The sequence below is a fragment of the Reyranella sp. genome (genome assembly GCF_004297405.1).
Taxonomy (GTDB): domain Bacteria; phylum Pseudomonadota; class Alphaproteobacteria; order Reyranellales; family Reyranellaceae; genus Reyranella.
In genome coordinates, this window is the sequence record NZ_SCVC01000012.1 from 221276 (window position 1) to 240059 (window position 18784).

22 protein-coding genes are annotated in these 18784 nt (G+C 64.3%); 12 read left to right on the forward strand and 10 right to left on the reverse strand.

All coding sequences use genetic code 11. The features are described from left to right. Positions 1-4 precede the first annotated feature (4 nt). From ltnD to EPO50_RS10870, 6 genes are read right to left on the reverse strand one after another with little or no spacing between them, the layout of a single operon-like run. The gene (ltnD, locus tag EPO50_RS10845; RefSeq protein WP_296343801.1) at positions 5-919 is read right to left on the reverse strand and encodes an L-threonate dehydrogenase; all 915 of its coding nucleotides are present in this window, start codon (positions 917-919) and stop codon (positions 5-7) included. A gap of 3 nt (positions 920-922) precedes the next feature. After that, positions 923-1708, reverse strand: coding sequence for a 2-oxo-tetronate isomerase (gene otnI, locus EPO50_RS10850; RefSeq protein ID WP_296343803.1), 786 nt, complete (start codon positions 1706-1708; stop codon positions 923-925). A 13-nt stretch (positions 1709-1721) separates the two neighbouring features. Then, the gene (gene otnC / locus EPO50_RS10855; RefSeq protein WP_296343805.1) at positions 1722-2369 is read right to left on the reverse strand and encodes a 3-oxo-tetronate 4-phosphate decarboxylase; all 648 of its coding nucleotides are present in this window, start codon (positions 2367-2369) and stop codon (positions 1722-1724) included. Continuing rightward, positions 2366-3622, reverse strand: a complete 1257-nt coding sequence (otnK, locus tag EPO50_RS10860; protein WP_296343807.1) for a 3-oxo-tetronate kinase — start codon at positions 3620-3622, stop codon at positions 2366-2368. Before otnK ends, otnC begins: the two co-directional genes overlap by 4 nt. Positions 3623-3631: 9 nt before the next feature. Next, complete coding sequence (locus EPO50_RS10865) at positions 3632-4051, reverse strand: hypothetical protein (RefSeq protein WP_296343808.1); 420 nt, start codon at positions 4049-4051, stop codon at positions 3632-3634. Then, positions 4048-5325: a glycerate kinase gene (locus tag EPO50_RS10870; RefSeq protein WP_296343811.1), complete on the reverse strand. Its 1278-nt coding sequence runs from the start codon at positions 5323-5325 to the stop codon at positions 4048-4050. Before EPO50_RS10870 ends, EPO50_RS10865 begins: the two co-directional genes overlap by 4 nt. A 29-nt stretch (positions 5326-5354) precedes the next feature. Between EPO50_RS10870 and EPO50_RS10875 the strand changes: the two genes are divergently transcribed. From EPO50_RS10875 to EPO50_RS10895, 5 genes are all read left to right on the forward strand, one after another. Then, complete coding sequence (locus EPO50_RS10875; RefSeq protein ID WP_296343813.1) at positions 5355-6122, forward strand: N-formylglutamate amidohydrolase; 768 nt, start codon at positions 5355-5357, stop codon at positions 6120-6122. After that, positions 6119-6784, forward strand: a complete 666-nt coding sequence (locus EPO50_RS10880; protein WP_296343815.1) for a hypothetical protein — start codon at positions 6119-6121, stop codon at positions 6782-6784. The genes EPO50_RS10875 and EPO50_RS10880 overlap by 4 nt, the downstream gene beginning before the upstream one ends. A 24-nt stretch (positions 6785-6808) precedes the next feature. After that, positions 6809-7108, forward strand: coding sequence for a DUF1244 domain-containing protein (locus tag EPO50_RS10885; protein WP_296343817.1), 300 nt, complete (start codon positions 6809-6811; stop codon positions 7106-7108). 111 nt (positions 7109-7219) lie between these two features. Continuing rightward, the gene (locus tag EPO50_RS10890; protein WP_020695354.1) at positions 7220-7492 is read left to right on the forward strand and encodes a DUF2312 domain-containing protein; all 273 of its coding nucleotides are present in this window, start codon (positions 7220-7222) and stop codon (positions 7490-7492) included. Positions 7493-7621: 129 nt separating this feature from the next. Continuing rightward, positions 7622-8767, forward strand: a complete 1146-nt coding sequence (locus tag EPO50_RS10895; RefSeq protein ID WP_296343820.1) for a YncE family protein — start codon at positions 7622-7624, stop codon at positions 8765-8767. An 8-nt stretch (positions 8768-8775) separates the two neighbouring features. Here EPO50_RS10895 and EPO50_RS10900 read toward each other — a convergent pair whose 3' ends face one another. The 4 genes from EPO50_RS10900 to EPO50_RS10915 form a co-directional block, all read right to left on the reverse strand. After that, the gene (locus EPO50_RS10900; protein WP_296343821.1) at positions 8776-9450 is read right to left on the reverse strand and encodes a DUF429 domain-containing protein; all 675 of its coding nucleotides are present in this window, start codon (positions 9448-9450) and stop codon (positions 8776-8778) included. A gap of 7 nt (positions 9451-9457) precedes the next feature. Continuing rightward, entirely contained in the window at positions 9458-10675 is a 1218-nt protein-coding gene (locus EPO50_RS10905; protein ID WP_296343823.1) for an NADP-dependent isocitrate dehydrogenase, read from the reverse strand. Positions 10676-10763: 88 nt separating this feature from the next. Next, positions 10764-12986 carry an NADP-dependent isocitrate dehydrogenase gene (locus tag EPO50_RS10910; protein ID WP_296343825.1) on the reverse strand — a complete coding sequence of 741 codons (2223 nt, stop codon included), beginning with the start codon at positions 12984-12986 and terminating at the stop codon, positions 10764-10766. Between the two features lie 280 nt (positions 12987-13266). Then, positions 13267-13935, reverse strand: a complete 669-nt coding sequence (locus EPO50_RS10915; protein WP_296343827.1) for a TIGR00730 family Rossman fold protein — start codon at positions 13933-13935, stop codon at positions 13267-13269. Positions 13936-13992: 57 nt separating this feature from the next. Here EPO50_RS10915 and EPO50_RS10920 point away from each other — a divergent pair, with 57 nt between their 5' ends. From EPO50_RS10920 to EPO50_RS10950, 7 genes are all read left to right on the forward strand, one after another. Further along, on the forward strand, positions 13993-15003 hold the full coding sequence (locus EPO50_RS10920) for a LysM peptidoglycan-binding domain-containing protein (protein WP_296343830.1): 1011 nt from the start codon (positions 13993-13995) through the stop codon (positions 15001-15003). Positions 15004-15034: 31 nt separating this feature from the next. Beyond that, positions 15035-15727, forward strand: coding sequence for a phosphatidylserine decarboxylase (locus tag EPO50_RS10925; protein WP_296343832.1), 693 nt, complete (start codon positions 15035-15037; stop codon positions 15725-15727). Positions 15728-15737: 10 nt separating this feature from the next. Then, positions 15738-16565, forward strand: a complete 828-nt coding sequence (gene pssA, locus EPO50_RS10930; RefSeq protein WP_296343834.1) for a CDP-diacylglycerol--serine O-phosphatidyltransferase — start codon at positions 15738-15740, stop codon at positions 16563-16565. Between the two features lie 15 nt (positions 16566-16580). Then, the gene (locus EPO50_RS10935; RefSeq protein ID WP_296343836.1) at positions 16581-17198 is read left to right on the forward strand and encodes a CDP-alcohol phosphatidyltransferase family protein; all 618 of its coding nucleotides are present in this window, start codon (positions 16581-16583) and stop codon (positions 17196-17198) included. 210 nt (positions 17199-17408) lie between these two features. Further along, positions 17409-17570, forward strand: a complete 162-nt coding sequence (locus tag EPO50_RS10940; protein WP_296343838.1) for a Flp family type IVb pilin — start codon at positions 17409-17411, stop codon at positions 17568-17570. Positions 17571-17602: 32 nt separating this feature from the next. Continuing rightward, positions 17603-18109, forward strand: coding sequence for a prepilin peptidase (locus EPO50_RS10945; RefSeq protein WP_296343840.1), 507 nt, complete (start codon positions 17603-17605; stop codon positions 18107-18109). 70 nt (positions 18110-18179) lie between these two features. Beyond that, positions 18180-18782 carry a hypothetical protein gene (locus tag EPO50_RS10950; protein WP_296343842.1) on the forward strand — a complete coding sequence of 201 codons (603 nt, stop codon included), beginning with the start codon at positions 18180-18182 and terminating at the stop codon, positions 18780-18782. Positions 18783-18784: the final 2 nt, after the last annotated feature.

Sequence of the window (18784 nt, forward strand, 5' to 3'; positions counted from 1 at the left end):
CAGTCTACTTCTTCGGCGACGACACTTTGAAGTCGCCTGCTTGTTCGTAGACCTTGACGACGGCGGCGTCATCCAGCTTGCCCCAACCCGCGCCCGCAGCCGCGATAAAAAGCTGATGTGCCGCAGCTGCGAGCGGCAGTGGCAGGCGCAGCTCGTGGCCGGTGTCGAGGACGAGGCCGAGGTCCTTCACGAAAATCTCTACGGCTGAAAGCGGGGAGTAGTCGTCGTCCAGCATGTGCGGCACCCGATTGCCGAACATCCAGGAATTGCCGGCGCTGGCCGAAATCACCTCGTAGACGGCGCGCGTATCGGCACCGGCCTTGGCCGCGAGTGCCATCGCCTCTGCGGCTGTTGCGATGTGCACGCCCGCCAGGAGCTGGTTCACGGTCTTCACCAGCGAGCCGATGCCAGCCTTGTCGCCGAGGCGAAAGACCTTGGCGGAGGTTGCCGACAGGATCGATTCTGCCGTGGCAAAGGCCTTGGCATTGCCCGACGACATGAAGGTGAGTTCACCCGACTCCGCTCTCGCTCGGCCACCGGACATCGGGGCATCCAGCAGGTCGTGGCCACTCGCTGTGAGGCGTTCGTCGAGTTTGCGGATGAAGGCCGCGGGGCAGCTGGCGCACTGCATGACAAGGCCACCCTTGCGCAGGGCCGTTACCGCACCGCTGTCGCCGTAGAGCACCGTCTCGACCTGCTGGGCGTTCACGACAGCGACGATGACGACATCGGCCTGCTTCGCGGCTTCGGCGGGTGTGCTGGCAATGCTGCCGCCGGCAGCGGCGAAGGCCTCGCGTGCGGCGGCGCTGGGATCGACGCCGATCACCTTGTGCCCATGCTTCAGCAGGTTCTTGGCCATGCCGAGGCCCATCGAGCCCAGGCCCACGAATGCAACGACGGGAGTGTTCTTGTCCGCCATGATTCAGGCCTTGATGCCGTATTTGGCAGCCCAGCCGAGACCAGCCCCTGTAGTCGTCTTGGGCTTGTATTCCAGGCCGACATAGCCGTCGTAACCCAGCCGATCGAGCACATCGAGCAGGTAGAGGTGGTTCACTTCGCCGATATCGGGTTCGTTGCGGTCGGGGTTGCCGGCGATCTGCACGTGGGAGGTGATAGGGAACAGCCGTTCCGTCCGCTTCTGCAGATCGCCTTCCGTCACCTGCAGGTGATAGAGATCGAGTTGCAGGCGAAGGTGCGGTGCACCGACCTCGTCAATGATCGCTTTCACCTGGTCTGTGGTGTTGGTGAAGTAGCCTGGAATATCGCGATGGTTGATCGGCTCCAGAACGATCGTGATGTCGCTCTTGGCCGTGCGGTCGCAGACCTTTTTGAGGTTCGACACGAAGGTGCGGTGCATCGCCTTGGTATCCGCACCCGGAGCAATCATGCCTGACATGACGTGCAGGGTCCGGCATTCCAGCACCTGGGCGTAGTCGAGCGCCTTCTCGAGTGCAGCTGCGAATTCGGCTTCGCGGCCGGGCAAGGCAGCCAGGCCGCGCTCGCCCTTGCTGGCATCGCCCGGCGGCAGGTTGAACAATGCCTGTGTCAGCTTGTGCTTCTTGAGCTCGGCCGCGATATCGGCAGCCGGCGCTTCATAGGGAAACAGGATCTCGACGGCCTTGAAGCCATGCGCCGCGGCGGCGCCGAAGCGCTGCAGGAACGGGACCTCCTGGTAGATCCACGAAAGATTGGCGGCGAGCTTGGGCATTCTGTTGATCCAGTCAGGAGGGGAAGGCTTCTTCGACGTCGCGCACCTGGCCGTCCGAGAGGGTGCGCACTTTGAAGCCCTGCAGGAGCAAGTGAAGTTTTGCCGTCTCCTCCAGCTCCTCGATTGAGGCGGAGGCTGCCGACAGCGAGGTCCCGGCGACAACCGGCCCGTGATTGGCCAGCAGAACGGCGCGATGGCCCTTGGCGTAGTCGCGGATGGCATCGGCGAGCTTGGGATCGCCCGGCTTGTAGTAGGGCACGAGCGGCAACTTGCCGACCCGCATCACGAAGTAGGGGGTGATGGGCGGCAGTGTGCTTTCCTGATTGTGGTGGCACGACGGATCGAGGCAGGAGATCGCCACCGCGTGCGTGCAATGAAGGTGCACGATGGCCCCGTCCTTGGGGCGCACGTCGTAAACCGAACGATGGAGCAAGGCTTCCTTGGTCGGCGGATCGCCAGCGACATGCTTGCCCGAGAGGTCGAGCTTGGAGAGTTGGCCGGGTTCGAGCTCGCCGAGCGAGGAGTTGGTCGGCGTCATCAGCCAGCCGTCTGCGACACGGGCGCTGATATTGCCCGACGTGCCGGGGCAGAGGCCGCGGGCGGCGAGCTTGGCGCCCAACGCACAAATGGCGTCGCGCATCTTGCTTTCGGCAGTGCTCATAGGCGCTCGAAGGCTTTGGTGAAGAAATCGGGGGCGCCGAAATTGCCGGACTTCAAGGCCAGCAGCATCGGCTTCTTGGCGACCGAGGCGGTCCAGGGTACGCCGGGATCGATCTCGGGGCCGATCCGCAGCGCGGTGACGTCGAGAGCGCCGACCACCGCGCCCGAGGTCTCGCCGCCCGCGACGACCATTCGACCAACTCCGGCCTCGACCAGACCACGCGCCAGCGCCGCCATGGTCTTCTCGATTGCGTGGCTCGATTTCTCGATGCCGTACTTGGCTTGCAGTGCCTTCACGGCTTCGGGCTTGTCACTGGCCGAGAGCAGGATCGGCCCGTTGCCGAGCTTGCCCTTGGCCCAGGCCAGCGCCGCGGCGGCGACATCCTCGCCGCGGCAGATCGCGTCGGTGTCGAGTGCCAGATGCGCTCCCTTGAAGGCGGCGATCTGGCCCAGCGTCGCGGCGGAGCAGGAGCCCGCAAGGACCGCAGCGGCACCCGCGACCTTTGGCAGGGCATCGGCGCCGGCCTTGTGGGTTAGCAGGCCGCGGCGGCGATAGGCGGCAGGCAGGCCGAGTGCTACGCCCGAGCCGCCTGTCACCAGCACATCGTCGCCGATGGCCTCGCCGATGATGCCGAGGTCCGTGTCAGCCACGGCATCGACAACGACGTGGCGCACGCCGTCGGAGGCGAGCTTGTCGAGCGCGGCGCGCAGACTTGCGGAACCTGCCTGCACTTGCTTCAGCGGAGTCAGTCCAACCTTGTGTTTGGTCTGGCGCGCCAGCACGCGGACCAGGCTGGCGTCCGTCATCGGCGTCAGCGGATGGTGGCGCATGTGCGAGTCCGACAGCAGCACGTCGCCGACGAAGAGGTGGCCGAAGAAAATGGTTCGGTTGTTCTCGGGGAAGGCGGGACAGTAGATCGCCCGCTTGGCCTTCAGCGCATCGAGCAGCGCATCTCCCACTGGGCCGATATTGCCGGCATCGGTCGAGTCGAAGGTCGAGCAGTATTTGAAGAAGAAGCGGACACAGCCCGCTGCCTGCAATGCCTTCAGCGCATCGAGCGATTGGGAAACCGCTTCCTTCGCCGGGATGGAGCGCGTTTTGAGCGCGACGACCACGGCATCGACATCGTCGGGAATCGTGCCCTTGGCAGGAACGCCGATGGTCTGGATGGTGCGCATGCCGTTCTTGACCAGCATGCCCGCGATATCGGTCGCGCCGGTGAAATCGTCGGCGATCACTCCGAGAATAGCCATGGCCCGACGTTAGGCGATGATCGTTACTGGCATCCAGAACTTTCGACGCCGTGCACGGCGCCGCTCTTCGTCCTCGCCATCATAGTGGTGCAATGGCGGGGCGGGATCGAACGTATCGCGAATATCGAGGGAATTGACGTTGACGATGCCGATGGCCTTGCCGTCGTCGGGCATGACGGCGCCGACATAAGCACCGCATTTCGCGCACAGCAGATAGTCCGTGATGCCGAGGCCGAAGCGATAGCGCGACAGGGTATCGGGAGCCGCGCGGAATTCCACCGATCCAGCGGGGTCACCCATCGTGCGCGCACCGTGGCGACGGCAGAAGCTGCAGGCGCAGCGACCAACCCGCATCTCCTCGGGCTTTTTGGCCGACGTGAAAGTGATCTTCACCGCGCCGCAATGGCAGGATCCGGGATAGGTCGTCATGGGGCGATCAAGGTGACTCTGAAGTCATTGACGTTGGTGCGGGTGGGGCCGGTGACGAGACTGTCACCTAACAGGCCGAAGAAGCCGTGGCCGTCATTGTCGTCGAGCATCGCCTGTGGATCATGGCCCTTGGCGCGCGCGCGGGCCAGCGTGTCGGGGGCGAAGATCGCACCGGCAATATCTTCCGCACCGTCGACGCCGTCAGTGTCCGCGGCCAGGCCCCAGATACCGGGCGTGCCGCTCACGGCGATGGCCTCGGCCATCAGATACTCGACATTGCGTCCGCCGCGACCCTTGCCACGCACCGTCACGGTGGTCTCGCCGCCGGACAGGATCACGACCGGCTTGCCCCCGCGCTTCAAAAGGTCGACCGCCTGTTTGGCGTGAGCAGCCCCAAGCTCGCGCGCCTCGCCTTCGAGATTGTCGCCCAGCATGATCACTTCGCAGCCGTGCTGACGGGCGACGGTCGCGGCGGCTTCGAGCGAGCGCTTCGGCGTGGCAACCATGATGGTCTCGACGTTGGTCAGCCGAGGATCGCCGGGCTTGGGCGTTTCATCGACCTTGCCGGCTGCACCCGCCTTCAGGTGGGCGAGGACCGAGGCTGGCGGATCGAGGCGGTATTTGGCGAGGACCGCGAGCGCATCTGCGAAGCTCGTCTTGTCGGCAACAGTCGGGCCGGAGCCGATCACGCCGGGGTCGTCGTTGGGTACGTCGGAGATCAGCCATGACAGCACCTGCGCGGGTTGCGCAGCGATGGCGAGCCGTCCGCCCTTGATCATGGAGAGATGCTTTCGCACCGTGTTCATCTCGACGATGTTGGCGCCCGACTTCAGGAGCGCGCGATTGACCTCCTGCTTGTCTTCCAGGGTGAGGCCGGGGCTGGGCAGGGACAGCAACGCCGAGGCCCCGCCGGAGATGAGGCAGAGCACGCGATCGTCGGCGCCGAGCCCCTGCACGCGCTCGAGGATGCGACGGGCCGCCTCGCGTCCCTTCGCATCCGGCACCGGATGCGAGGCTTCGACGATCTCGATGCGCTTGCAGGATTCGCCATAGCCGTAGCGCGTCACGACGAGGCCCTCGAGCGGATGCGGCCATTGATCCTCGACTGCCTTGGCCATGGCAGCGCTCGCCTTGCCGGCGCCAATGACGATCGTCCTGCCTTTCGGCGGCTGCAGCTTGGCGATGAAGGGGGCGAGACAGGTTTCGGGGCGGGCGACGTCCAGGGCGGCGTCGAACATGGCGCGCAGCAGGGCGCGGGCGTCAGCATCTTTCATTTGTGCGATCTTCGCACTATAGGGGCTCGATGCAACAACTGCTGGGGCCCGGCGATCCGCCGCCCTTTTCCGTCGTGAATGAGAAGGGCAAGGCACCGCTGCTGTTGCTCTGTGACCATGCCAGCAAGGCAGTTCCGAAAGCGCTGGGCTCGCTCGGCATTTCGGAGACCGAGCTGTCGCGCCACATCGGCTGGGATATCGGCGGTCTCGACTCGGCGATTGCCTTGTCCAAGGCTCTCGATGCGCCACTGGTGGCGTCGGGCTATTCGCGGCTGGTGATCGACTGCAACCGCTGGCCGGGTGGCGAGGGCTCGACGCCCGAGGTCAGCGACGGCACCGTGGTGCCGGCGAACCAGGGACTCACCCAGGAACAGATCGATGCCCGCGCTGCTGCCTGCTTCTGGCCTTATCATCACGAGGTCGACCGTTTACTCGACATGATGACCGCCGGTGATCGCAAGGTCTGCCTGCTGGTCATGCATTCCTTCACGCCGGTGATGAAGGGTTTCGTGCGCCCCTGGCATGTCGGCGTCCTGTGGAACGACGATCCGCGCCTGCCGGAACCGCTGCTGACCGAACTGCGGCGAGACCCCAAGCTGGTCGTCGGCGACAACGAGCCTTACTCGGCGCGTGCTTCCTACGAATACACGCTGACGGCGCATGCACGTTCCCGCGCAATTCCGCACTGTTCGCTGGAAGTACGCCAGGACCTCGTGGAGACGCCGGACAATGCGCGTGCCTGGGGTCAGCGATTGGCGCCGGCGATCCATTCAGCAGTTACGGTGGCCCTGTCATGAAGTGCGAAGCGTTGCCCGACGCGCCGGTTGATCTCATCCGGCAGCATCTCGCGGAAGCGGCGAACGGTTGGAGCGTTGGGACCTGGGGCGCTATCGGCGAGTTCCAGTACGATGCCGACGAACCGGGCCTCGCGGTCGATCTTGCGGCACTGTCGGTCACGACACCGCGTGGTGCGCTCTATATCGGCGATCTGAGCGGCACTACGCCCTTCGCTCTGGTCGACGACAACGATCGCTTACGCGAAATCGCCTTTTGCTCGGCGGCGTCGGCCGGGGGCCACGAGACGATTACCCGGCTCGACGATCGAACCTTCGATCTCGGTATCGGCGCACCCCATATCGACATGCAGGTGCGGTTGAGAGAAGGGGACGAAGAAACCCTGGCCGCACTGCGCGCAGGAGTGGGCAAGCCCATCCTCGCGCCGGGCAATCCCGCCGGACTGGCGATCGCCCGCAGCAGCCCGACGCGGATCTTCGTCTCCGCCCTGGCGCGACTGGAAGTTCACCAGCCGATTCCGCCGCCGGGCGGCAAATCGCCGGAAGGGCCGCACAGCCACCTACTGCCGCATCATCTGAAGGAAGGCCGGGCGCATGCGCCGGGGTCGCCCTTACCGGCTGGTTTATACTGTGGGCTGAGCCTATATCCCCGGACGAAGCTCTGATCTTTGCGGTTCCAGGAGACCATCATGGACGACAAGACCCGTACCGAACTCGAGGCCGCCGCCTTCCGCCGCCTGGTCTCGCACCTGCAGGAACGCACTGACGTCCAGAACATCGACCTGATGAATCTGGCCGGTTTCTGCCGCAACTGCCTGTCGCGCTGGTATCGCGAGGAGGCGGGCTCCCGGGGTATCGAGATCGCCGACCCCAAGGCCCGCGAGATCGTCTATGGCATGCCCTATGAGGATTGGAAGGCCAAGCACCAGAAGGAAGCTTCAGGCGACCAGAAAAAGGCCTTCGACAAGGCCGAACACAAGCATTCCTAGCTCTTTCGTGGCCAAGTTCACGTTATCCCCATCATTCATCGCCCGAGAGTCGTTGAGTCGACATAGTCGCCGCTCCTATGGTCCGGCCATCGGGATCAAGGAGTAGCGGATATGCCGGATGGAAGCGCCGTTTCCAAGAAGACCAAGGCCGGGCCGGTTTCGGCAGACCGCCTGAAGAGCTTCGTCGAGCGTATCGAGAAGCTCGAAGAAGAGCGTCGCGCCATCGGCGGTGACGTCAAGGACGTCTATAGCGAGGCCAAGGGCGTAGGCTACGACGTGAAGACGATTCGCAAGATCGTGTCGATGCGCCGTATGGATGCCGCCGACCGCGCCGAGGAGGAGACCTTGCTCGACGTCTACAAGCACGCTCTGGGTATGGTCTAAGGCCTCTGCTGCACTGCAGGTGAGATCGCCTCGAACCAACGGGAACGTGATTTTGCACGGTCCGCGCAGACGCTAGGGTCCTCTCCGGCTCGATCGCTCCAATCAATGGAGCCAGCCGAGGAGGAAACCATGCGCAAGACTGTCATTGTCGGCATTTGCGTTACTCTTGGCTTCGCGTCCGCACAGACTAATGCTCAGCTCGCTGTCTCGTCGAACGATCACAAGATCAAACAGGAAAACGGCGTCAACAAGAACGTCGCCAATCCGCCGCCCGACAGCATCACCATCGTCGATCTCGGTGTGCTGCCGGTGAAAGTGGTGGGCACGGTCGAGAACGTGCCCGGCAGCGTCGTCGGTCCACCGCTTTCCGTCGCGATCACGCCCGACGAGTCGATTGCTCTCATTGCCTCGTCCTCCAAGCTCGATCCGGCCGATCCCAACAAGCTGACGCCCGACGATCGCGTCACCGTGGTCGATCTCAAGGATCGCAAGATCCTCGACACGCTGACGACCGGGCCGGGTGCTGCCGGCATCTCCATCACCAAGGACGGAAAGCGCGCCTATGTCGCCAATCGCATGGCCGGCTCGATCTCGATCCTGTCGATCGACGGTAAGCAGGTGAAACTGGTCAAGACCGTCCCGTTGATGAAGGCCGACACGCTGCTGAGTCATGTGGCGCTCGCGCCCGATGGCGGCACCGGCGTGGTGACACGAAACGGTGATGCCAAGGTGGAGTTGATGAAGCTTGGCGATGACAACATTACCTCTTCGGCGGTTCTCGATGTCGCGCCGAGGCCCTACGCGGCGTCCGTGACGCCGGACGGCAAGACGGCCGTCGTCGCGAGCCTCGGTGACCCCAAGGCCAACGGCGTCCTCACCGTCATCGATCTTGCCGGCGGCAAGGTCGCTGGCACGTCCGACATTGGGCACGAGAATCTCGAGGGCATGATGATGTCGCAGGACGGCCGCTGGATTGCCGGCGTGGCGCACGCGGGCTCCACGCGCCCGAAGGACGCACCGCAGTTCAAGCCCAACGGCATGCTGGTGCTGTACCGCCTCGATGGAGACAAGCTCACCAAGGTCAGCGAAGCCCCGATCGGCGGCTGGTCGCAGGGCGCCTCGTTCTCGCGTGATGGCAGCGTCGTCATCGTGCAGAACATGCATCAGGCGAACATGCAGGTGTTCAAGAACGACAACGGCAAACTCACGGATACCGGCCAGACGATTCCCACCGTTGGAGGTGCGGCTGCCGTCCGCTCCTCCACTGATCGGTGAGCCGGGGGTTAGTACCAGATGTTCATTGGCAGGCCGTAGCGGTCGCGTAGCCGCTCCGGGCCGAGGCGTGTGGCGGTCCCCGCGGCAATCAGGGTCGCCGTCCGGCAGACCGCCATGGCATCCAGCACATCGTCGCGTGCGGCGCCTGAGAGCGTCTGTGGCTTCCATTTGAAGCCATGCTTCGCGAGGAGCTTGAGCCGCTCGGCAAAGCCGTCCAACTGCCGCTTCTTGCTGAGCACGGGCTTGCCGCCGTTCATCCGCGTGAAGGCGAGTTCGGGGTGTGCCTCATAGACGACGCGCCGAAGCCTTGCGCTGCCGCGCAGCAGTTCGTCGACCTCGCGCAGCTTGGGGAAGAGATGAAACGTCTGTTGATTGAGGCCCAGGCCCAGCCTGCGGCTGGTGGCATTGGCATCGGCGTGAGTCGTGCAGGCGAGTGCCGGCCGGCAGGGAGTAGGGAACACCGAGCTGGCCTTGCCCGGCATCAGGGCCCGCGCCTCGGCTTCGCAGGCCCGGCCGGAGCGGGGCGTGTCGGTGAGGCCGATCGGCATGTCGACCGCCAAAATGGAAAGGCCCTCGCAAGCGTCTGCGAGGGCCTTCACAACTCTTATGTCCAGGATGCCATCGACGTCACGCCGGCAGACGACCCAGCCGGCGCGGCAGCCATCGGCACCCCCGACGATCAAAGGACCATTACCACTTGGCCATCTTGGCCTTGAGGTTGCCGTCGAGCGTCGCGAGGAAGTCCTCGGTGGTCAGGTAGTCCTGGCTCTTGTCGATGAGGATCGCGAGATCCTTGGTCATCTTGCCGCTCTCGACGGTCTCGACGCAGACCTTCTCGAGCGCCTCGGCGAACTTCACCACGTCGGGCGTGCCGTCGAAGGTGCCGCGATACTTCAGGCCCTGCGTCCAGGCGAAAATCGAGGCGATCGGATTGGTCGAGGTCGGCTTGCCCTTCTGGTGCTCGCGATAGTGGCGGGTCACCGTGCCGTGCGCGGCCTCGGCCTCGACGGTTTTGCCGTCCGGCGTCATCAGCACCGAGGTCATGAGGCCGAGCGAGCCGAAGCCCTGGGCCACCGTGTCGGACTGCACGTCGCCGTCGTAGTTCTTGCAGGCCCAGACGAATTCACCGTGCCACTTCAGGGCCGAGGCAACCATGTCGTCGATCAGGCGGTGCTGGTAGACGATCTTCTTCGCCTTGAACTTGTCGGCGAACTCCTTGTCGAAGATCTCTTGGAACAGGTCCTTGAAGCGACCGTCATAGCGCTTGAGGATGGTGTTCTTGGTCGACAGGTAGACGGGCCAGCCGCGCATCAGGCCGTAGTTGAACGAGCTGCGCGCGAAACCGATGATCGACTCATCAAGATTGTACATCGTCATCGCGACGCCGCCGGCCGGGAAGTCGAACACGTTGTGCTCGATCACCTTGCCGTCCTCGCCCTCGAAGCGGACGGTGAGCTTGCCCTTGCCCGGCACCACGAAGTCGGTAGCACGATACTGGTCGCCGAAGGCGTGGCGGCCGATGACGATCGGATGCGTCCAGCCCGGCACGAGGCGGGGGACATTCTTGCAGACGATTGGCTCGCGGAAGATCGTGCCGCCGATGATGTTACGGATCGTGCCGTTGGGCGACCGCCACATCTCCTTGAGCTTGAATTCCTCGACGCGCGCCTCGTCCGGTGTGATGGTCGCGCACTTCACCGCGACGCCGTACTGCTGCGTGGCCTTGGCCGAGTCGACCGTCACCTGGTCGTTGGTCTTGTCGCGATTCTCGATGCCAAGGTCGTAGTACTTCAGGTCGATGTCGAGATACGGAAGGATCAGCTTGTCCTTGATGAACGCCCAGATGATGCGGGTCATCTCGTCGCCGTCCATCTCGACGACCGGGTTCTTCACCTTGATCTTCGCCATCGTGCTTCCTTTCGCGCCTCACAACTCTTAATGCGCAGGCGTTAGCGAGCCGCCCCGGCTGCCCGGGGCGGCTTCACCTGACGCCGCGTCAGAGAGCGGCGAGGGCGTCGTTCAACGTCTTGCTCGGCCGCATGCCTGCCGATGTCTTGGCCTGATTGGGCAGATAATAACCGCCCGTATCCACCGGCTTGCCTTGCGCGGCGATCAGTTCGGCATCGATCTTGGCCTCGTTGGCCGCCAGCGTCTCCGCCAGCGGCTTGAAGCGGGCCGACAGGGCCGTGCTGTTGTCGCGCCGGGCCAGCGCCTGGGCCCAGTACAGGGCCAGGTAGAAATGGCTGCCGCGGTTATCCAGTTCGCCGACCTTGCGGGCGGGCGAACGGTTGTTCTCGAGGATCTTGCCATTGGCCTCGTCGAGCGTCTCGGCCAGGACCTTCACGTCCTCGTTGCCGGACGTCTGCGCCAGATGCTCCAGCGAGGCGCCCAGCGCTAGGAATTCGCCCAGCGAATCCCAGCGCAGGTAGCCTTCGTGCTGGAACTGCTCGACATGCTTGGGCGCCGAACCGCCGGCACCGGTTTCGAACAGGCCGCCACCCTGCAGCAGCGGAACGATCGACAGCATCTTGGCCGATGTACCCAGCTCCATGATCGGGAAGAGATCGGTCAGGTAGTCGCGCAGCACATTGCCCGTGACGGAGATCGTGTCGAGACCCTGGCGAATACGATCGAGCGAGAACTTGATCGCCTCGACCGGCGCGAGGATGCGGATGTCGAGACCCTTCGTGTCCTCGTTCTTGAGGTACTTCTCGACCTTGGCGATCAACTGCGCGTCGTGGGCGCGCTTGGCGTCGAGCCAGAACACCGCCGGGGTGTTGGTCAGGCGCGCGCGGCGCACGCCGAGCTTGACCCAGTCCCGGATCGGCTCGTCCTTGACCTGGCACATGCGGAAGACGTCGCCGGTCTCGACCTTCTGTTCCATCAGGACGGTGCCGTCTTCGGCGACCACGCGCACCGTTCCGCCCGTGGCGACCTCGAACGTCTTGTCGTGCGAGCCGTACTCCTCGGCCTGCTGCGCCATCAGGCCGACGTTCGGCACTGAGCCCATCGTCTTCGGGTCGAAGGCGCCATGCGCCTTGCAGTCCTCGATGACGGCCTGGAACAGCGTCGAGTAGCAACGATCGGGGATCGCGGCGATCACGTCGTGCAGCTTGCCGTCGGCGCCCCACATCTTGCCCGATTCGCGGATCATCGCCGGCATCGAGGCATCGATGATCACGTCGCTCGGCACGTGGAGGTTGGTGATTCCCTTGTCGGAATTGACCATGGCGAGGCCCGGCCGCTTCGCGTACTCGGCCTGGATATCGGCCTTGATGGCGGCCTTTTCAGCCTCCGGCAGCGTCTCGATCCGGGTCAGCAGATCGCCCAGGCCGTTGTCGGGATCGATGCCGAGCTTCTTGAACGTGTCGCCATGCTTCTCGAACACGTCGGCGAAGAACACGGAAACGCAATGCCCGAACAGGATGGGATCGGAGATCTTCATCATGGTCGTCTTGAGGTGCAGCGAGAACAGGATGCCGTCCTTCTTCGCCGCGTCGATCGCAGAAGCGTAGAAGGTGCGCAACGCCTTACGGTTCATCACCGAGCAGTCGATGATCTCGCCGGCCTTCAGCGGAATCTTCGGCTTCAGCACCGTGGTCGCGCCGTCGCTGCCGACCAGCTCGATACGGGCATTGGTCGGCGCCGCAATGGTGGTCGCGACCTCTGAACCGTAGAAGTCGTTGCCCGACATGTGGGCCACGCGCGTCTTCGAGTCCTTGCTCCAGGCGCCCATCTTGTGCGGATGCTTGCGCGCGTACTGCTTCACGGCGCCGGCGGCGCGGCGGTCGGAATTGCCCTCGCGCAGCACGGGATTGACGGCGCTGCCGAGCACCTTGCCGTAGCGGGCGCGGATTTCCTTGTCCGCCGGGGTGGCGTCGCTGTCCGGATAGTTCGGGACGTCATAGCCCTTGCCCTGCAACTCCTTGATCGCGGCCTTGAGCTGCGGGATCGAGGCGGAGATGTTGGGCAGCTTGATGATGTTGGCCTCGGGGCGCGTCGCAAGCTTGCCGAGTTCCGCCAGCTCGTCGTTGATCTTCTGCTCGGGCTTCAGCTTGTCGGGGAAGTTGGCGATGATGCGGCCGGTCAGCGAAATGTCCTTCAGCTTCATCTTCACGCCGGCTGTCGCGACGAAGGCCTCGACGATCGGCAGCAGGGAAAACGTTGCAAGTCCGGGCGCTTCATCGACCTTCGTCCAGACGATTTCGAGATCTGACATACCTGCACTCCGTGCGCCGCTTTGGGTTTGGCTGAGTTGATATAATGCTGATTATAGCGTGTCTTTGTTGCACCGCCGTGAGGCAAAGGCAATCACCGGCAAGGCCGCATCGCCAAGCCTCTTGAGGACCGACATGGCGCCGTCGCGGCATGAGTAGACTTCGCGTATGCCGGTACGTTGCAGTGAGTGCAACCGAGCCCGAGAAGAGCGGAAGACGATCTACGACGACGCGATCGAGTCGATCTTCCTCACCGGCGGCACGCCAGCACAGAGCAGGGGATTAGACCCGGTCCAGGCGCTTTGCCAAGCCGACGGAGCGCGGCATGGCTGCAATCGCTGGCAGCACTTCGTCGATGCTGTTCACGAAGGCGACATGGTCGAGGTGGGTCCGTTCGGCGAAACCGCCTTCCACGACGTTCTGCAGCAGGGCTGCTAGCGGCTTCCAGTAGCCGCCCTGATCGATGATCACGATCGGCTTGCTGTGCAGGCCGAGGGTGCGCCAGGACAGGACCTCGAACAGCTCCTCGAGGGTGCCGAGCCCGCCGGGCAGCACCACGAAACCGTCAGACCGCTCGAACATCTGGAGCTTGCGTTCGTGCATGGTCTCGACTACCGCCGTCTCGGTCAGGGCCGGGTGGCCGGCTTCGCGCTCCAACAGGAAACGCGGGATAATGCCGATGACCTTGCCGCCGCTATCGAGAGCGGCATTGGCGACCAGGCCCATCAGGCCGACACCACCACCGCCGTAAACCAGCGTTATGCCCTGGTCGGCCAGCATCCGGCCCAGCGCCATAGCCGTATCGCGGCTTGCCGGATCGGTGCCGAATCGGGCTCCACAGAAGACGCACAGGGAGGTAGGACGGGAGGGGGAGGGACTGGACACGGGCACGGAAACTGCTTTTTTTGAGACGAACCGGTGCCTGTCAGGCCCCGAATGACATGGTATCATTTCGCGAAGGATGGTCGCGACGCCAATGGGAACGGTCGTCGCACCGTTGGGAGGGCGATGTCACGCACTGTTTTCGGGCTGGTTGCGATCGGCGTGATCGTCATTGCGATTGCGTTGGGTGTTGCATGGCGCGGCGGGCTCCTGGAGCAGGCCGCGATAGACCAGCCGGCCAAAGCCGCATCGGCGCCGGAAGCGGTCGCACCGCCGGCGCCGTCTTCCAGCGCGCCGCCCGCGAATACCGCCGCGGCGACGCCGAGCTTCGACGTCGCCCGCATCGGGCCGGACGGACGCGCGGTCGTGGCCGGGCGCGCCGCGCCGGGCGCCAAGATCGTGCTGCTGGATGGCGGCAAGGAGATCGCCAAGGCGGAAGCCGATTCACGCGGGGAATGGGTCGTCATCCTGCAGGATCCGCCGCTGGCCGTCGGGCAGCATGAGTTACGCGTCGTGCAGCATATCGAAGGGCGCGCGCCGCTCACCTCGGAGCAGGCCGTGGTTGCCGTCGTGCCGGAGCGGCCGGGCGGCGATAAGCCGCGCGAGGATACGCTGGTGGTGATCACGCCTCCTTCGGGGGCTTCGACCCTGGTCCAGCCGCCGTCGCCGGCGGGCGTACCGAGGTCGGCGGATCTCGTGCTCTCCACGCTCGACTACGACGATCGAGGTCATGTCACCATCACGGGCCAGGCAACGCCGGGCACGGTCGTGCGTGCCTACATCAATGACCGGATGGTGGCGGAGGCAACGACGGCCGCTGACGGCCGCTGGCGCCTGAAGCCGGTCGATCCTCTCGAACAGGGCAAATACAAGCTGCGCCTCGATCGCATCGCCAAGGACGGCAGGCCAGTGGCGCGTCTGGAACTGCCTTTCGACAAACTCACGATAACGCCGGCGTCCGACACCGATTCGCGACGCCTGCATGTCGTGCGGGGCGACAATCTCTGGAACATTGCGCGGGCGCACTATGGCGTCGGCTGGCATCACACGGTCATCTTCGGAGCGAACAAGGAGCAGATTCGCGATCCTGATCTGATATATCCGGGACAGGTCCTCACCCTGCCCAAGGTCAACTGACGGCCCTGGGGCCATAGAGAGCTCTTTCATCATGCTGGCCAATTTCCTGGTGCCGATCCTCGACGACGGTTGGCGCTTCATCGCGCTCTTCGCGGGTGCGACTTTCCTTGCGGCATTGACCGGTGCGGCGTGGCTCTTCTGGCCGTTGTTCGTGCTGACCTTGTGGTCGATCTATTTCTTCCGCGATCCGCCGCGTGGTGTACCGCAGGAAGACGGGCTGCTGATCGCGCCGGCCGATGGGCTGGTGCAGATGGTGGTGCAAGCCGTGCCGCCGGCGGAGCTGGGCCTTGGCGATCAGCCGCTTACGCGCGTCTCGATCTTCCTGTCTGTCTTCGACGTGCATATCAATCGAGCGCCCTGTGCGGCCACGATCGACGTCGTCGCCTATCGGCCGGGCAAGTTCCTGAACGCCAACGCCGACAAGGCGAGCGAGGAGAACGAGCGCATGGCGCTGGCGTTGCGCCGTGCCGACGGCCGCGTGATCGGCTGCGTGCAGATCGCGGGTTGGGTCGCCCGCCGCATCGTCTGCTACGTCAAGCCGGGACAGGGGGTCGCAGCCGGGGAACGTTTTGGCCATATTCGCTTTGGAAGCCGTACCGACCTCTATCTGCCTGTGGGCGCGCGTTTGCTGGTGGCTCCGGGTCAGCGCATGATCGGCGGTGAGACCGTCATGGCTGAGCTCGATCCTGCCGGGACAGAACCGCGTACCGCTGTCGAGTTCTAGGGAGTCCGACATGGACGACGATCTGCGCGCGAGTCGCGGCCGATTACGCGGCTTCTCGATCAATCGCCTGATCCCGAACGTGCTGACCCTGGCGGCACTATGCTCGGGCCTGACTGCCATTCGCTTCGGTCTGCAGGGGCAGATGCGGCTCGCCGTCATCGCGATCATCGTCGCGGCGATCTTCGATGCGCTGGACGGGCGGGTGGCGCGCCGGTTGGGCGTGACCAGCCGCTTCGGCGCCGAGCTCGATTCGCTGTCCGACTTCCTGTGCTTCGGCGTGGCACCGGCACTCGTGCTCTATCTCGCCTCGTTGCGAGATGTGGGATCTCTGGGCTGGATCGTGGTCCTGATGTTCCCGATCTGCTCGGCGCTGCGTCTGGCACGGTTCAACACGGCTCTCGTTTCCGACACGCCGCCACCGGCCTGGACGGGATCGTTCTTCACCGGCGTGCCGGCACCGGCCGGGGCGCTGCTGGCGCTGATGCCGTTGATGGTGAGCTTCGAGATCGAGGCCGCCTGGCCGCGCCACGCGCTGGTCGTCGGCATTGTCCTCGTGGTGGTCGGCGGCCTGATGGTGAGCCGCGTGCCGACCTTCTCGTTCAAGAAGGGCCGGGTGCCGCGCCATCTCGTGCTGCCGGCCCTGCTGGGCGCTGCGCTGGTCATGACGGTGATTGCCAGCTCCCCCTGGATCGGCCTGTCGCTGCTGGGGCTGGGCTACACCGCCTTGATCCCGTTCAGCTGGATGGCCTACCGCCGGCAGGCAACAGCGGATCGTCAGGCGGCCACCGCGGCAGCCGGCGAGGTGGTCCCCTTGCGGGCGGTCGATTCTCACGACTGACGCCACTGCGCCGGGATGCTCGACCCCGTTCTGCGGCGCTGGATCGACCGGCCGCTCGATCATGCGGGCGGGTGGCTGGCACAGCGCGGCGTCTCGGCGAACGGTCTGACCTTCGCCGGTCTCGCGGTCGGGCTGCTTTCCGTTCCCCTGCTGGCCTACGGGCACTACGGTGCGGCTCTGGCGGCTATTCTCGTCAATCGGCTGTTTGACGGGCTCGATGGCGCGGTGGCCCGGCACCGTATGCCGACGGCCTTCGGCGGTTATCTCGATATTGTCTGCGACATGGCCTTCTATGCGGCCGTACCGCTGGGATTTGCCCTGGCAGAGCCCGGCAATGCGATCTGGGCGGCGCTGCTCCTGGCTTCCTTCGTCTGCACCTGCGCGTCCTTCCTGGGGCGGGCGGTGATGGCCGCGAATCGCGGCGAGCCCGATGGCGGGGAGCGGGGGACCAAGTCGTTTTTCTATGCGGCGGGGCTGATCGAAGGGACGGAAACCATCCTCGCCTTCGTCCTGTTCTGCCTCTTTCCCAGCCTGTTCCCCTGGCTGGCCGGCGCCTTTGCGATCCTCTGCCTCTGGACAGCAGCCGGCCGGCTGGCGGCAAGCTGGAAGTCGGAATCAGAATCCAGCTTTTGACCTTTTGTGTTGGCGAAGGTCAGTATCATCAATCCTTAGAGAGAGATTTGAAATATCTCCTTTGAATTCAGCAGGTTAGAAATATCATTACATTTGCAGTTTGTTTCGTTTGATCTGATAGATCACTTTAAGTATGCTGCCTAAGTTGAGTCACAATTCATATTATGAGGCGAGGCCGATCCGCCTCGCTTGAATTGCGTGGGGGCAGAGATGCTGTCGATTTTCCGTCGCTTGATGAAGAACACCCAGGGCGCCACGGCAGTCGAACTCACGCTAATCACGTCGATCATTGCCGTCGCAGCCATCGCTTCGATGCGATCGGTCACCGGTAAAGTGACCAACGTGCTCAACGCGATGGGCCCGCTGAACTGACTCGGTTCCTCGCCAGCGCTGGCTGGTGACGGATGCCGTTCCTCGCACTTCTCCAGACCGGATGTCTGATAGTCCTCGCAGGCCTGCTCGTCGCGGCGGCCTGGCAGGATCTGCGCACCCTGCACATCGGCAATAGCCTGCCACTGGCTATTGCCGCCCTCTTCGTGATCTCGTCGATCCTGGGCTTGGTTGCCAGGACGTCGACCCCGGAAGCGATCGCCCTATCCGTTGGATGTGCCGTTGTGCTCTTCCTGGTTGCCGCTGCCGCATTTGCTGCCGGAATGCTGGGCGGTGGTGACGTAAAATTGGCTGCGGCTGTAGTCCTATTCGCTGGCCCGTCCTTGATCGTGGATTTCCTGCTCATCGTGGGCGTCGTCGGCGGAGTGCTGGGCGTTATCGTGCTCGCCGGCGTACCGATCGGTCCGGTTGCGGGGGCCAGCGGAGCGACGATGCGCGGTCGCCTTCACAGCAGACTACCCTATGGTCCGGCCATTGCAGCCGGTGGCCTATGGGTCGCTGCCGCTCTGGCATTGCGCTGAAGTAGCCCAAACTTCTTTCCTCGATCGGGGGGAGGCGTCTAGGCTAGGGCAACGAGGGGAGAGATTGATCATGCCTATGGCCCTGATTGCAGCGAAGCGCGTTCTGTTTGGTTTGCTTGGCGCGATGACGGCGACAACAGCGATGGCCCAGACGGCCGCTCAGACACCGACCAAGGTGCCGCGTAGTGTCGTTGAAACGTCGGCGACGCAGCCTGTTCCGGAATTCCGCGATCCCAAGACCGGCCAAGTCTGGACCCAGAACAACGTCGGCACGAGCCCGATTGGCAAGCCGACGCCGGCCGATCTTGCCTTCGATCCCCTCGGCCAGGCGACACGCATCGACGGCGTCGTAATCCAGCGGCCGGCGGTTGCGCTGCTCGGCTGGTCGCCGCCCTCCGCTGGACCCAACGTACCGCTGGTCTCGCTCGACAATGCGAGCCTGAGCGCCATTGCGGGCAAGCGCTGGCAGGTCGCGCTCTACGTGAACAACAACGCCAACGGCATCATGCTCCCGATGATCGACTGCCGGTTCACCAATGCGGGCAAGACCGTCCAAGAAACCCGCGTGCTCGTTCCTGCACTCGGAGCCGGCATCCGTGCAGGTGTCTTGATTTACGGGCCCAAGACCGACCTGTTCGTCGATCGTGCCCACTGTCGGATCGTCTCGCCCTGACG